Genomic DNA, 14791 nt, shown 5'->3' on the forward strand with positions numbered 1-14791 from the left:
CAGATTTCCGGTTAGAGGTCTAACATGTTCGCGTCTCCCTTCACCGCCCTCAATGCCCAAGGCTCCGGCCTCGAAGCCTCGCCGCCCTCGCTGGAGCCGCTGCGTGAGCGCATGGCTGAGCTTTATGGCGTCGAGCCCTATCAGCTCATGGTCACGCGCGGGGCGTCTCACGCCACCGAAATCCTGATGCGCCGCCTGAAGGTCAATGGCTATGAGGCCGTCTTCACCGAGCCCTGCTATTCGGAGCGGCAATACCACCTGCAAAGTCTGGCCGACGCCTATGGCCTGACGCTGAAACAGGCGACCAAGCCGCTGATGACGCTCAAGGGCGCGGGCATGTACGTCATCGACAACCCCGCCATGCCGGACGGCAAGGCCTGGGACCTGATCGCGGCGCGCACCCTGGCCGTTGAAATCTTCCCGGCCCTGCTGGTGATCGACGAGAGCTATTTCGACGTTTGCGACGCCCAGAGCCTGATCGAACTGACCAAGTCCGAATCGAACGTCGTCGTGCTCAAAAGCCTGTCCTTCCTGTACGGGCTTTCGGGCGCACGGGTCGGTGCGCTGATCTCCTCGGCCAAGACGCTGAACGGCCTGACGCGCTTCTGCGAGCCGGTGCCGCTGCCCACGCCCTCGATCCGCGCCGCCGAGGCCGCTCTGGCCCCGTCGCGCGCCTTAAGCGTGCAGGCGCGCATCGACCTGATCCGCGGCGAACAGGCGCGCTTGCGCGACGCACTGGAACAGGCGTCCGCCGTGGTGCAGTTCCACGTCAATGACGGCCCCTTCGTGTTTATCAAACCGAAGGATCTGATCCGCAGCCAGACCCAGCTCAAAAAGTTCGGCATCACCGCCAAGAACGCCTATGAGGGCCTGATCATGGCGCTGGGTGACAAGGCGCACAATGACCGCATTCTGGCGGCGCTCGGGGTCAGCATGGAAGCCGGACGCCCGGCGCGGCGCGGTGAGGTGCTGCGCGACACCAAGGAGACCAAGATTTCGGCGATTGTCGATCTTGATACGCCCAAGCCGGTGAAGATTCACACCGGCATCGGCTTCTTCGATCATATGCTGGATCAGGTGGCGACGCACGGCGGCTTCTCGCTGCAACTGTCGTGTCAGGGCGATCTGGAAATCGACGGCCACCACACCATCGAAGACTGTATGCTGGCCTTCGGTCAGGCCCTGAAACAGGCGCTGGGCGACCGCGTCGGCATGGCGCGCTTCGGCTTTGTCCTGCCGATGGATGAAACCGAAGCGAAGGTGTCAATCGACATTTCCGGCCGCGCCTTCTGCGTGTTCAAGGGCAACTTCGACGCCAGCCACATCGGCGACTATCCGACCGAAATGACCGGTCACGCCTTCCGTTCGCTGTCCGAAGCGCTGGGGGCCTCGATCCATGTCGAGGTCGCGGGCGAAAACGACCACCACAAGGTCGAAGCCTGCTTCAAGGCGCTGGGACGTGCCCTGAGGATGGCCACGCGCATCGAAGGCGACGCCTTGCCGTCAACAAAAGGCATGTTGGCATGAGTCAGGTGGTTGTCATTGAATTAGGCTGCGCCAATACCGCCTCGGTGCTGTTCGCGCTGGAGCGTCTGGGCGCTGAGGCCGTGCTGTCGTCGGACGCCGCCGAAATCCGGGCCGCCCCGCGCGTGGTACTGCCCGGCGTCGGCGCGGCGGGCTTTGTGATGAGCCGCATCCACGAGCTGGGGCTTTATGACACGATCCGCGGCCTGACCCAGCCGCTGATGGGCGTCTGTCTGGGGCAGCAACTGCTGTTCGACAGCTCCGAAGAGGGCGACGTCGCCTGTCTGGGCCTCATTCCGGGCCGGGTCGTGAAGATGGGAGCCCCCAAAGCCCCTGAGCGCATTCCGGAAAGTGGGCACCGGTTTCCGGAATCAAATGCGCGACCAAGCCTAGAACCAGAGCCTGTCAGGGCTCTGGTGGTTCCACACATGGGCTGGAACCAGCTACAGGCCGTGCGCGAAGACCCGCTGACGGCGGGCCTGAATGCGGGTGACTACGCCTATTTCGTACATAGTTTCGTCTGCCCGGTCACCGACCATACGCTGGCGCAATCGACCTATGGTGCGCCGTTCGCGGCTATGGTGCGTAAGGGGAATGTCTGGGGCTGTCAGTTCCACCCCGAACGCTCCTCAGCCGCCGGCGCGAAGATACTGGAGAATTTTCTCCGTCTGTAATGCAACCCCCTCTCCCTAGAGGGAGAGGGTTGGGGTGAGGGGGTGACCCTAAGCTCCGTTTTCCCCCTCACCCGGCACGAAGCCAAGACTTCGCGCCACCCTCTCCCTCTAGGGAGAGGGGGAGTAAAAAAATGATCCTCTACCCCGCTATCGACCTGATCAACGGTGAATGTGTCCGCCTCGCGCAGGGCCGGTTTGATGCCGTCACCAGATACGACTCCGACCCGTTCAAGCGTCTGGCCCTGTTCAATGAAGAATTTGCGGAATGGGTGCATATTGTCGATCTCGACGGGGCGCGCGCCGGCTCACCGCAGCAGCACGAACTGATCGGGCGGCTGGCGCAGGCCTCGCGCGCCAAGATCCAGACCGGCGGCGGGGTACGGTCACGCGCCCATGTGCAGACCCTGCTCGATCAGGGCGTCTCCGCCGTCGTGGTCGGCTCTGCCGCTGTGAAAGACCCCAGGGAGGTGCGCGGCTGGCTGCGCGACTTCGGCAAGGAACACATCACGCTGGCGCTCGACGTTTTACCCACCAGGGACGGTGACTTTGACGCCGCCCTGCACGGCTGGACCGAAGGGTCGGGGATTTCGCTGTGGAAGGTGCTCGACGAATATCCGGTCGGCGTCGCGCAGCGCATCCTCGTCACCGACGTGTCGCGCGACGGCATGTTGATGGGGCCGAACATGGACCTGATGCGCGCCCTGAGACAAAAACGCCCGGACCTCGACATTCAGGCGTCAGGCGGCGTGCGCTCGGTCGAAGACCTTTATGATCTCAAGGCGCTGGGCGTACACGGCGCCATTGTGGGTAAGGCCATCTATGAGGGCCTGATTGATTTGAAGGCCGCTCTCAATGTTGGCTAAAACGCAAATCTCCTCCCCTACGAAGCGGTAAGATGGAAAGCTGCCCCATGTTAGCCAGACGCATCATCCCCTGTCTCGACGTCAAGGACGGCAAGGTCGTCAAGGGCGTGCAGTTTGTTGGCCACGAAGTGCTGGGCGACGCCGTCGATATGGCGCTGCGCTACCGCGACGAAGGCGCCGATGAGCTGGTGCTGTATGACATCACCGCTTCGGCCGAAGGGCGCACGGTGGATTACAACTGGGTGCGCGACATTGCCCGCGCGCTTGACATCCCCTTCTGCGTGGCGGGCGGCATCCGTTCGGCGGAGCAGGCGGTGAAGTGCCTCAATTCCGGGGCCGACAAGGTGTCGATCAATTCGCCCGCCCTGGAGCGCCCGGACCTGATCAACGAACTGGCCGAAATGGCCGGGTCGCAGTGCGTGGTGGTGGGGGTGGATTCGAGAGAACTGCCCCTCCCGAAAAGTGGGAACCGGTTTTCGGATACAGAGGGGCAACCGCCTTTAAATAGCGATTATTACGTTCATCAGTATTCCGGCGATCCGGACAAAATCCGCGCAGCGGGTCGTCGCACGCTCGACTGGGTGGTCGAGGCGGCGGAACGCGGGGCGGGTGAAATCGTGCTCAACTGCATGAATCAGGACGGCGTGCGCAAGGGGTACGATATTCGGCAACTCAGGCTGGTGCGCGACCTGATCGACATTCCGCTGGTGGCCTCCGGCGGGGCCGGCGCACCGGAACACTTTACCGAGGTCTTCGATCAGGCCGACGTGTCGGGCGCTCTGGCGGCCAGCGTCTTCCACAAGAAGATCATCCATATACCGGACCTCAAACGCGACCTGCAAAAGGCGGGAATCGCGGTTAGGGTATAGTTCGCGCCCGTCCAATCGCAGATTGGGCGGAAATAAAGCGAAAAAATCTCGCAGGGCCGCCCCAAGAGATTTTTTCTCAATCTGATAAATAAAACGTGAAAAAGTATCGAGGCACAGCCGAGAGACTTTGTTCACGAGGAAATTATATGCCCGAAGCCCACAAACTCCCCAACCCCCTGACGCTGGCCGATATCGACGCGCTCGATTTCACCAAGGGCGACGGCCTGATCCCCGCCATCGTGCAGGACGCTGACACGCTTCAGGTGCTGATGCTGGGCTATATGGACCGCGCCGCCCTGAGCGAGACCCTGACCGATCGTCAGGTGACCTTCTTCTCGCGCTCCAAAAACGGCCGCTGGCGCAAGGGCGAAACGTCGGGCGACTTCCTCAATCTGGTCAGCGTGACCACCGATTGCGACGAAGACGCGCTGCTGGTGCTGGCGCGTCCCGTCGGGCCGACCTGTCACACCAAGACCACCTCGTGCTTCGGGCACGACACCGCGCCCGGTATCGGCTTTATGGGCCATTTGGCCGCCGTGGTGAAGGACCGCGCCAAGGCCCCGCCCGCCGACAGCTACACCGCCCGCCTGATGCAGAAGGGCGTCGCCAAGATTGCCCAGAAGGTCGGCGAAGAAGGGCTTGAAACCGCTCTGGCCGGGCGCTGCGGTGACCTCGACGAACTGCATAACGAGGCTGCCGACCTGCTCTATCACCTGTCGGTGCTGCTGATGGCGCGCGACACGACGCTTGAGGCCGTGCTGGATATCCTGCGCGAGCGCCACACAGGGCGGTAAGCGGCATTTGACAGCCCTCCTGGGTTGTGATTGTCTCCCTGACAAACAGGGGGTATAAATCATGTCCAAACGCAGCGGGTTATTAATAGGTCTTGGAGAATTCATCTCTCCCAAAGGGAGATTGAACCGTCTGCCCTACTTCGCCAACGCCGCGGGCGTGAATATCATCGCCTTTGTCATAAGCCTTACATTTATGGGCCTGATGTCATGGACGACAGAGGCCAATCCTGCCATGTCATTCGTAGTGCAGATTACGTGGGTAGCTCTCGTTATCTTCCTGAATTATGTCTGGTTTTGCCTTGTGGCCAAACGCCTGCACGATATGGGCCTGACAGCATGGATTGGCCTGATCATCTGGGCTGACACCGCCTTCTTGCTAATCACGATGACTATGGAAATCGTGGGTCAGCCGCTGTCTCTATATGCCGATACCGACCTGATCCAGACGATCATAACCATCGTCCGGGTGATTTTCAGTCTGGTCATACTGTTTACACCCGGCCAGAAGGGGGAAAACCGGTTCGGCAAGAGCCCAAACTACTACCTGCAACCGCAGAAACCGCACGTTCTCGAAGGCTGAGTTCCGCGCCACTTCCGCGTTTTCGGATTCGACAAGTGCCCGCTTGGTGCTAGAACGGGTAGGATAACGCCGATCTGAGCCTGCCCATGCGTCGCCCTGCCTTTGTCCTGTTCCTGTTTGTCCTTGTTGCGTTGGTCAGTGCGCCGGATATAGCGCGCCGTTTCACCGACATCGACGCCGCGTGGCTGGGCTGGGTTCAGGCCTTGTTGATGGCAGCAGGGGTGATCTTTGCCGCCCGCGCCCGTTTGCGCGATGCCGGTAAGCCCGAAGGCTGGCTGTGGCAGGCCCTGCTTGTCGTCACGCCCGTCTATGCCCTGTTTGCCTCACCGGTCGCAGGTCTTCTGCCCATACCAAGTCAGCTCAGCACCCTGGCCCTGATCGGGGCCAACGGGCTGGTTTTCGGTGGACTAATCGCTCTGGCCTTGGTGCCGTCCGCATACCCTGCGACACCGGCTCGGACCCGCCGATCGGACTCCGATGGCGGCTTTGTCGCGGCGACGGACACGTCCGCCTCTTCGTCCTCCGGCAAGGGCGCACACGATTCGTCCCGCGACAGCGACTCTGCCGACTCGTCCAGCAGCAGCGATGGCGGCGATGGCGGCGGCGGCGGGGATTAATAGATCGGACAGGCCTTCCACTCATAGGGCACGGCCATCAGCGAGCGGCCGCGCCATTCGATGCGATAGCCACGACCTTCGGCCGGGCGGTCGGACATGTCTTCGCAGCGGCTCATGCTAACATAGCCCAGCACCTGCTGCCCCTTGCGCTCGGCGGAATATTTGCCATCGGCGAGGCGCACCTTGGCCGTGTCGTAATCCTGCCAGACGCGATCACCGTCGCGCACCTGACGCTTCAGCACCACCACGTCCAGCGCCTTGTGGTCGAAGGCGCGCATATAGCCGATGACCTCTTCGAAGCAGATACCGGGCAGAAGCTGTGCCGTGTCCGGGCACGAACTGCGCGCCATGGCCACCGGTCGCGCCTCGCCATAGGCTTCGAAGATGTCGCGCGGCGTCGGCGCAGGCGGCGCGCCGCAGTCGCTCAAGGCCTCTTCGGCGACAAAAAGCGCACCGTCGCGGTCGTGCACACGGAAGACCGTGGCCTGAGTCGCCGAACACCCCGACGGGATGGTCAGCTTGCTGCGCTCGAACCAGCGCTTGTCGGCCTTGAACCCCTTGCTGGCGCGCTTGAGCACCAGTTGTTCGACTGCCTCGTCCTTCAACACATCGCCGGCACGCACCGCATATTTCGAGGCGATGAGGTCCAGTTCCTTTTCCTCCGCATGGGCTTGCAGATAGGCGATACCCGTCTGCGCGCAGTAGGTTTTGCGCACCACATCGCTTTCGGCGCAGGCCGGGTCCGGCTGCGCCAGATAGCGCCAGTCGCCTTGTGCGCGCAGGGTTTCCGTGCGCGGCCAGGCGTCGCGGCTGGCGCGTACCGGCGCTCCGGCCACGGGGGGATCGACCGGGATGGACGGGCCATCGACGCGCCAGGGACCGTTCGGCTGACGCGGGCCGCCGCCGCAGACCACGGTCTGACGCTCCTGCGCCACCGTCTGCCCGCCACGGGTTTCGACCGTGTAGAACACCCCTTCGCCGCGCAGGGCATAGCAGTCACGCGGTACAAAAACGTCCGAGGTCGGCAGGTCGGCTTCGCGCCAGCGCAGGCCTTCGGGCGTCAGGGTCAGGTCGAACAGGCTGTAATCGCGGCCATAATCACCGCGCACGGCTTCGCCCGCGGCTGCTGCATAGCGCACACCCAGCACCCGTGCCTGAGTAAGTCCCGAGGCCTTAAGCGTCGCCGCCACGCCGTCAAAACAGGGGCCATTGTCGAAAGATCGCGAGGCTTCGGGGCAGTTGGCCTTTGGCGTCGCCACATAGCGGGCCGCGCCCAAAACCTCATGCACCGTGCCGATTCGCGCCGGCTCCACCAGACGCGGCGTCATCTGTGCCTGCGCCACGTCCGGACACACAATGGCCCCCAGAGCCATACCGGCCACGATCAAACCCGGCTTACCTAAGCGCATGTCCGCCCCCATTTCTGCAATCTGTGATATTTTCGCTGCACGTCCCTGACAGCGTCTTTACCATAACCCACAGGGCAAACAATCGCCATAATTTCCAGCAAATGAGGCACAACACGAGCGGGGCGGCCACGTGTTCAGTGGTAAGCCTTGCCTCAGAACCTTTTAGTTGCAGTCGTCAACGATTTGCGGCATATTTGTGATGATTTAAGGCACGAGGCATGGGCTTTGCCTGTCCTCAGACTTTCGATTTCAAAGTGGCGTAAGGCTGGCCGGGGCAGACCGGTGGGGACTTTCTGGACGCACATCTCACATGTCGGCGCTGTTTGACATCATCATCGGCTTTATTGCGGCCCTTGTTTCCGCGGCCTTCCTGCATTTCGGTGCCGGTGCGGCGCCGGAACAGCCGAAACCTGCGCCCGTCACCCAGAAACAAGCCGTGCCGGCGGCCACGCCGAGCGCACCGGTCACACCCGTCAGCGAAACCACCCCGCTCAGCCAGCCGGCCCCGGCGCAGGAGGCCGCCCCTCGGACCGTGGCCGTCAAAAGCGAACCCGTAAAGTCTGAGCCCAAACGCGATGCGGCAGCGGTGAGTGCACCCGTCGTGCGGGTGAAGGCCGTGCGCTCCGAAGCCCAAACCGTGCTGCCGCCGGAGGCGGCCCCTGCGCCCCCGGCTCCGCCCGCCCTGGCCCTGCCGCCTCTGCCAGCGGTTCCGGCCCTGAGACTGCACGTTGCCGAACTGAGCGCCGAGGATCAGGCCAATATCGCGCGTGACGTGGAAAAGAGCCTGCGGGCGGGCGCACTGGAAATCGCCGTGCGCGGCGAAGATGCAAAACTGCTGATCGAGGCCGTAAAAGCCTCACGCGCCGCACGCAAGGCACAGGAAGACGCGCTGAGCGGTCCCTGCCCGGACTCGCATGGGGTCCCCGCCACGGGTCAGATTCGCACGATCGTCGCCCAATAGGCCGACAGGGGCGTCGCCGCCGGAGCGGACGGGTGGCAGCCTATGGTAAACATCCTCGCCTCTACCCCGCTAAACCATTTGCGTTATCAATGATCTGCGGCTAGCGTTCGCCTCACGGGAGAACCCGGCTTTCCGGTGGTAAAGACCCTGGCGCAGGACAGTATTCTATGAAATCTCGCATTCGTCCCCCTCTGAACCTCTCGTCTTCCGAGACGCGGGGGCGTAAATCCAGACTGCGCCCGCTATTTGAGGACGATACGCCCGCCGACGATACGGCCCCAGAGGCAATGCCTGAGGCAATGCCAGAGGCAATGAATGTCGAGACGGCGAACCTGAGTGCAGATACGGACGATCTCGACATCCCGTCGACCGCGCACCTGAGCGATGCCCGCACAGACAGCGAAGCGACGCATGACGTCGTGCCCGAAACCGCAGAAACCCCGCTTGAGGTCGAGCCCGCGCCGGTGGATGACCTGCTCGACCGGCCACTGGATTTCCATGCGGTCTCAGAGCCGCAACCGGCACCGCCGCCCACCGAGGCGATGGACACTCCGCAGCACGCGCCCCTGCCGCCGCCAACCCATACTGAGACGCCGTCCGCCCTCACCTCGCACCGCAAGGCCGAGCCCGCCACCGCGCCGGTCAGCCCCGTCGAAGTCAAGCCCGACGGTATCATGCAGCTTTCGGGCGGCTCACCCGTGCCTTTCTGGGGCGGGGTGACGGTAATCAGTCTGGGTTGGGCCCTGTGCCTGACGGCCTTTATTCTGGGGGCCGAAACCCAGATCGCCGCCTTCACGCTTCAGCCGTTCCGCGTGGTAATTCTGGGGGCGCTGGCCCTGTTCCCCATCGGTCTGATCGTCGCCACGGCCTTTGCGCTGCGCCATGCCGCCGCCCTGTCGCGCGAAGCCCGCCGCACCGCCGCGCTGGCCGACGCCATGGTTGCCCCCGCCGCCATTGCCGCCACCCAGACGACCGCTCTCGTCGAATCGCTGCGTCAGCAGGTCGAACAGGCGGTGCGCGCCGTGCGCGTGGCGCACAACGACCTCAATGAACTCAGCCTGCGCATGAAGGTTGAAACCGAGTCCATGCTGGCCGCTGCCGAACAGGCGCGCCAATCAACGCAGACCATCACCGGGGCCCTGTCGCTTGAGCGGCAGGCGGCGATGGATATGGGCGTGCAACTCGATGAACAGGCGCGCGGCGTTATCGACGCCGTGGACCGTCAGGCCCGTATGGTCGCCGATGCCTCCGATCTGGCTCAGACGCAGTTGCGCGAAGCCGAGGCCGCACTGGCGGCGCGCGCGGCTGACCTTGCCACCGTGGCCGCCGATACGCACAATACGGCGCGCACCGTCGCCGAAGACCTGGATCGTCAGACCCTGCGTCTGGAAACCGCCGGGGCCGGCGTCGCCGATCAGATCCGCAGCGTCGAGGAAGGCCTGGGGCAGCAGCGCGCCGGGCTGGTCTCCGCCGCCCTGTCGCTGCGCGCCGATCAGGAAGACTTCGCCGTCCATCTGGAAAACCAGCGCGCACAACTGTCCGAAGCGCTCAGCGTGACGCGCAACGCCACTATCGAACTGGGCGAAAGCTCGTCGCGCGGTGTCGATATTCTGCGCGATCTGGTGCTGCACGCGCAGGAACAGTTCCGTCAGGTGCTCAACGGCGCCGAAAACGAGCGCACGGCCTTTGAAACGCGCATCCATTCGACCCTGTCCAACATCTCGGTCATGGCCGCCGATGCACGCGATGAGCTGATCAACGAGACGCGCCGTGCGCTGGAGCAACTGAATATCGCCGCCGAAGACGCCCGCCGCGCGGCCGCCGATGCCGCCCAGACGGCGCAGGTGCGCGTCGATCGCCTCAACGAGTCGCTGTTCGAAGCGGGCAAGAAGGCCGATGAGGCGTTTGATGCGCGCTTCAATTCCGCGCGTCGCCTGATCGAGGATTCTGCGACGCTGATCGACGAAGCCGGCCTGACCGCCGCGGATCGTCTCGACAACGCCTTTGGTCACGCGCGTGATGGCATCAAGCAGGTGGAGATGGCGCTGAGCGACCTCAATGCGCGCGCCGACGAACTGCCGCTACAGGCCAAGTCGCGGCTGGAGGAAATCCGCCGCGCGGTCGAAGACGGCCTGCTGGCCATGACCGAGGCGGCGCGCAAGGCGGCGCTGGAAACCGAAAGCGTCGATCAGGCGTTTCAGGAGCGCGTTAAACGCAATTACGACATGCTGACCGAGGCCGTGCGCCTGATGGGGGTCATTTCGTCCCAGCCCCTGCCGACCGCACCGCCCGCCCCCAACCCCTATGTGGAGCGTTTTGAGCGCCCGCGCGACAGCGCAAGCCCGCGCGCCGCGACGCCAGAACCGCGCACGCCCGCGCGTCCTGAACGTCCGCGCCGTGCGCTCGACCCGCTGGAAGCGCCGCTCGATACGCCGCGCCCGATCTCTGCCACCCCGTCGGCGTCGCGCTCCCCCAGTGGCCTGTCGTGGCGTGACCTACTGAACGGCATGGATGGCCGCGAAGCCCCCCCGCGTGCCACGCAGCCGCGCGCTGAGCCCGCCCCCGCCCCCGTGGAGCCCGGCGGCCCGGACACTCTCGATGACCTGATGATTGCCGAAGTCGCCTCGATGGGCGTCGATGCGCAGGCCCTGCTCAACCGTTCGCGCCTCGAAGAAATCATCGCCGCCATCGTCGCCGACGATAACGAAGGCGCGCGTCTGGTCCTGCGTCGCATTGCGCCGGCGGCCATCCGCCGCCTCAGCCGCCGCCTGACCACCGACGCCAATCTGCGCGATCAGGCGCAGGAATTCGTCACCTTCTACGACCGGCAGCTCAATATCGCCCTGTTGACCCGTGATCCACGCGGTGCCCTGACAGAGATACTGGCCACCCCGACGGGGCGCACCTATCTGCTGTTCGACGCCGCCATCAGCGACCTGATCTGATGCACCTGACCTGTCGCTCCGAAGCCTGGCCCATTGCCGGGCGTTTCACCATTGCGCGCGGCTCCAAGACCGAGGCGCATGTCATCTATGTCGAGGTGACGGACGGCACGCACAGGGGCCACGGTGAAGCGGTCCCCTATGCCCGCTATGGCGAAACGGTCGAAGGCGCGCTGGCCGCGCTTGACGCCGCACGCGCCGACATCGAAGCGGGGCAAATACCCGACCTGACGGGGGCTGCCGCCAATGCGCTCGATTGCGCCCTGTGGGATTTGCGCGCCAAGGCGTCAGGGGTTCCCGCGTGGAAGGCGGCGGGTTTGCGTAGTTTCAGTCCGCTGAAGACCGCCTATACGCTCAGCCTCGATACGCCCGAAGCCATGGGGGCGCAGGCCGCCGCCAATGCCCGCCGCCCGCTGCTCAAACTGAAGATCGGCGGGCCGGACGATCTGTCGCGCGTGGAAGCCGTGCGACGCAATGCGCCCAAGACACGCCTGATCGTCGATGCGAATGAAGGCCTGACGCTCGATAGCCTCAAGGCGCTGGCGCCCGAACTGCAACGCCTCGGCGTCGTGCTGATCGAACAGCCGCTGAAGGCGGGCGAAGACGACGCACTGGAAGGTTATAAATGCCCCGTGCCGCTGTGCGCCGACGAAAGCCTGCATACGCGCGCCGAACTGGAGCGCTGCGCGCGCCTCTATGATGCGGTGAACATTAAACTCGACAAGACCGGTGGCCTGACCGAGGCTCTGGCCCTGAAACAGGCGGCGCAGGCCAAGGGGCTGAGGATCATGGTCGGCTGCATGGTCGCCACCTCGCTGAGCATGGCTCCGGCCATGATCGTGGCGCAGGGGGCCGACTTTGTCGATCTCGACGGGCCGCTGCTGCTGGCCAAAGACCGTGAGCACGGGCTGAAAGTCACCGGTTCGATGCTGGAACCGCCCGAACCGGCCCTGTGGGGGTAGAGCGGATTTCGTTCAAATTGAATCGAAACGAAATTCGGCGAAGCCAAATCACGCTCTACATTTTTGGTTTAACGCGCTTTTTTATCCGAAAAGTGCGCCCCACTTTTCGGAAAGCGCTCTGATCAGCCCTTTTTCAGGCGCGGAGCCAGAAACGCGCAGACGATCAGTTGCAACTGATGGAACAGCATCACCGGCAACAGAACCGGCCCCAGCACCGCGGCCGGAAACAGCGTCCCCGCCATCGGCACGCCTGAGGCCAGAGACTTCTTCGAGCCACAGAACAGCACCACCACGCGGTCTTCGTGGCTGAGGCCCATACGTCCGGAAACCCACCAGGTGCCGCCCATGACCAGCGCCAGAAGCCCGGCCCCGATGACGAAGATCAGGCCCAGATCGCTCAGGCCCACCTTCGACCACAGGCCTTCGACCACCGAGGCCGAAAAGGCCGTATAGACGACCAGCAGGATCGACCCGCGATCGACGCGCCCGACCAGCGTCTTGTGCCGGTCGAGATAGCCCTTCAGCCACGGCCGCATCAGGTGCCCGACCACAAAGGGCAGCAGCAGTTGCAGGGCGATGTCGATGATCGAATCGAGCGACACGCCGCCGCCCGTCGTCTTCATCAACACCGCAACCAGCAGCGGCGTAATGACAATCCCCAGAATATTGGACAAGGAGGCGCTGCACACCGCCGCGGCGACATTGCCGCCCGCTATGGCCGTGAAGGCGATGGACGACTGCACGGTCGAAGGCAGCAGGCAGAGGAATAGCACGCCCGACAGGATCATCGGGTCCATCAGCGGTTTCAGTACCGTCTGTATGCCCAGCCCCAACAGCGGAAACACGGCAAAGGTGGTCAGGAACACCACCAGATGCACCTTCCACGCCATCAGCCCGGCGAAAATGGCTTCGCGTGACAGCTTGGCCCCATGCAGGAAGAACAGCAGCACGATGGCCGCGTCCTTGACCCAGCCGGCGACCACAGCACTGTCGCCCCGCACCGGCAGGACGGAGGCCAGCCCCACCATGCCCAGCAGGGCCAGGATGTAGGGGTCGAAGGTCTTGATCAGGTTACGCAGCGTAAAGGCGGGAGCATCGGTCATGCCCCCTTGTCGGCGTCTTTGGGCCGATAATCAACCCGGCACGCCCACCTTTTGCGCCGCCAACAGAGGCACGATCAGATCACTGACCGGTGTCGGGATGCCGTGCAGACGCCCTTTGCGCGCGATGACGGCGTTGCGGGCGTCCCATTCGGTTTCGCGTCCGGCGGCGCGGTCATCATACATCGAATTGGTGTCGTCGGGCGTGGCGGCCATAAACCGCGCCATCTGTGTGTCAATCAGATCGTCGGGCAGGTCCGCCCCTTCGGCCCGCCCCACGGCCACGCATTCGCTCAGAATGGCGCGCGCAATCGCGGCGATACCCGGCTGATGGAAGACCTGCATGGTTTGTCCCGTCAGCGCCAGTATGGCCCCGCCCGGCGCGTTGACACACAGCTTTTTCCAGTTTTCGCTCACATAATCCGGCGTCGGACGTGCCGTGACAAAGCTGCCCGTAAACAGCGCGCAGAAGTCCTGACCTTCCGGTGTATCAGCCGTGAGCACGCCTGCCCGGCCCCGCCACTCGGCCACGCCCGGCGCAGAGCGTCCTGCCGGAATATCGACCACCACCGGCACCAGCACCGTCCCCGCCGGAACCACCGGCGTGACCCGCTCACGGTGCTCGACGCCGTTTTGCAGGATAGCGACACGGGTGTGAGGTCCGACCGTAGCATCGAGCCACGCCTTTGCCCCTTCGACCTGATGCGCCTTGACGCACAGCAGCACCCAATCGGCGGGCGTGAGCGCTTCCGGCACGGTGACCACCGACACCCGGCGGCGCGGCGCCATCTCACCGGCATTGGCTACTTTGAGCTGCGCGAAGGCCTGCCGGGCGGCAAACACCACCTGATGGCCCGCGTCGATCAGGGCCGCCCCGACGCTCAGACCGACCGCGCCGGGCCCGATGATGACAATGTTCGCCATTTTATTACGTTTCCTTCCCCAAGGTGATTCTATCGCGTCGTGCGTTTTGACGATAACGTAAACCTCTTCTGCGGGGTGTGTGATGACCGACTTTGCCAAACGTTTCAAGCTGATCAACTACTATCCGCCATTTATCGGGGCGGGCATCCGCGTCGTGCGCACCGATGCCGATTTCACCGAGATCGAGGTGCAGATGAAGCTGCGCTGGTGGAACCGCAATGTGGTCGGCACGCAGTTCGGCGGCTCGCTGTACATGATGTGCGACCCGTTCTTTATGGCCATCCTGATGACGCATCTGGGGCGCGGTTACATAGTCTGGGACAAGGCGGCGCGCATCGACTTCCTCAAACCCGGCCGAGGGCGGGTAACGGCCATTTTCCGCATTCCGCCTGAAGAGATCGCGCGCCTCCGCACAGAGGCCGACCGCCAGTCCAAGCTGGAGCCGGAATTTGAGGTCGATGTGGTGGACGACGCCGGCGTGGTGGTGGCGCGCGTGCACAAGACGCTGTATGTGAGGAAAAAGCCTCCGAAATAGCCGCTCCCTCTCGTTTGAGAGAGGGACAGAATTTGCA

14 protein-coding genes are annotated in these 14791 nt (G+C 63.8%); 11 read left to right on the forward strand and 3 right to left on the reverse strand.

Annotation, left to right across the window (positions count from 1 at the left end; genetic code table 11):
- The first annotated feature begins 24 nt into the window (after positions 1–24).
- The 7 genes from hisB (at position 25) to EM6_RS06355 (ending at position 5921) form a co-directional block, all read left to right on the forward strand.
- On the forward strand, positions 25–1527 hold the full coding sequence (gene hisB, locus EM6_RS06325; RefSeq protein ID WP_126421119.1) for an imidazoleglycerol-phosphate dehydratase HisB: 1503 nt from the start codon (positions 25–27) through the stop codon (positions 1525–1527).
- On the forward strand, positions 1524–2198 hold the full coding sequence (locus tag EM6_RS06330; protein WP_126421120.1) for an imidazole glycerol phosphate synthase subunit HisH: 675 nt from the start codon (positions 1524–1526) through the stop codon (positions 2196–2198). Before hisB ends, EM6_RS06330 begins: the two co-directional genes overlap by 4 nt.
- 131 nt (positions 2199–2329) lie before the next feature.
- Positions 2330–3061, forward strand: a complete 732-nt coding sequence (gene hisA, locus EM6_RS06335) for a 1-(5-phosphoribosyl)-5-[(5-phosphoribosylamino)methylideneamino]imidazole-4-carboxamide isomerase (RefSeq protein ID WP_126421122.1) — start codon at positions 2330–2332, stop codon at positions 3059–3061.
- Positions 3062–3108: 47 nt separating this feature from the next.
- Entirely contained in the window at positions 3109–3930 is an 822-nt protein-coding gene (hisF, locus tag EM6_RS06340; RefSeq protein ID WP_126421124.1) for an imidazole glycerol phosphate synthase subunit HisF, read from the forward strand.
- 146 nt (positions 3931–4076) lie between these two features.
- The gene (hisIE, locus tag EM6_RS06345) at positions 4077–4724 is read left to right on the forward strand and encodes a bifunctional phosphoribosyl-AMP cyclohydrolase/phosphoribosyl-ATP diphosphatase HisIE (protein WP_126421126.1); all 648 of its coding nucleotides are present in this window, start codon (positions 4077–4079) and stop codon (positions 4722–4724) included.
- Positions 4725–4785: 61 nt separating this feature from the next.
- The gene (locus tag EM6_RS06350) at positions 4786–5304 is read left to right on the forward strand and encodes a DUF805 domain-containing protein (protein ID WP_126421128.1); all 519 of its coding nucleotides are present in this window, start codon (positions 4786–4788) and stop codon (positions 5302–5304) included.
- Between the two features lie 86 nt (positions 5305–5390).
- A complete protein-coding gene (locus tag EM6_RS06355) occupies positions 5391–5921 on the forward strand; it encodes a hypothetical protein (protein ID WP_126421130.1) in 531 nt (176 codons plus the stop codon).
- Here EM6_RS06355 and EM6_RS06360 read toward each other — a convergent pair.
- Complete coding sequence (locus tag EM6_RS06360; RefSeq protein ID WP_126421132.1) at positions 5918–7330, reverse strand: hypothetical protein; 1413 nt, start codon at positions 7328–7330, stop codon at positions 5918–5920. The genes EM6_RS06355 and EM6_RS06360 overlap by 4 nt on opposite strands.
- 310 nt (positions 7331–7640) lie before the next feature.
- Here EM6_RS06360 and EM6_RS06365 point away from each other — a divergent pair, with 310 nt between their 5' ends.
- From EM6_RS06365 to dgcA, 3 genes are all read left to right on the forward strand, one after another.
- Positions 7641–8291, forward strand: a complete 651-nt coding sequence (locus EM6_RS06365) for a hypothetical protein (protein ID WP_126421134.1) — start codon at positions 7641–7643, stop codon at positions 8289–8291.
- Between the two features lie 299 nt (positions 8292–8590).
- Complete coding sequence (locus tag EM6_RS06370) at positions 8591–11236, forward strand: tipN (RefSeq protein ID WP_232037007.1); 2646 nt, start codon at positions 8591–8593, stop codon at positions 11234–11236.
- Positions 11236–12195, forward strand: coding sequence for an N-acetyl-D-Glu racemase DgcA (dgcA, locus tag EM6_RS06375; protein WP_126421138.1), 960 nt, complete (start codon positions 11236–11238; stop codon positions 12193–12195). The genes EM6_RS06370 and dgcA overlap by 1 nt, the downstream gene beginning before the upstream one ends.
- Positions 12196–12317: 122 nt before the next feature.
- On the opposite strand, the gene EM6_RS06380 is transcribed toward dgcA, so the two are convergent.
- Positions 12318–13298 (reverse strand): bile acid:sodium symporter family protein, encoded by a 981-nt coding sequence (locus EM6_RS06380; RefSeq protein ID WP_126421140.1) that lies wholly within the window; start codon positions 13296–13298, stop codon positions 12318–12320.
- Between the two features lie 30 nt (positions 13299–13328).
- Complete coding sequence (locus EM6_RS06385) at positions 13329–14219, reverse strand: 2-dehydropantoate 2-reductase (RefSeq protein ID WP_126421142.1); 891 nt, start codon at positions 14217–14219, stop codon at positions 13329–13331.
- An 82-nt stretch (positions 14220–14301) separates the two neighbouring features.
- Between EM6_RS06385 and EM6_RS06390 the strand changes: the two genes are divergently transcribed.
- A complete protein-coding gene (locus EM6_RS06390; protein ID WP_126421144.1) occupies positions 14302–14754 on the forward strand; it encodes a DUF4442 domain-containing protein in 453 nt (150 codons plus the stop codon).
- The last annotated feature ends 37 nt before the right edge of the window (positions 14755–14791 follow it).

The sequence above is a fragment of the Asticcacaulis excentricus genome (assembly GCF_003966695.1).
Taxonomy (GTDB): domain Bacteria; phylum Pseudomonadota; class Alphaproteobacteria; order Caulobacterales; family Caulobacteraceae; genus Asticcacaulis; species Asticcacaulis excentricus_A.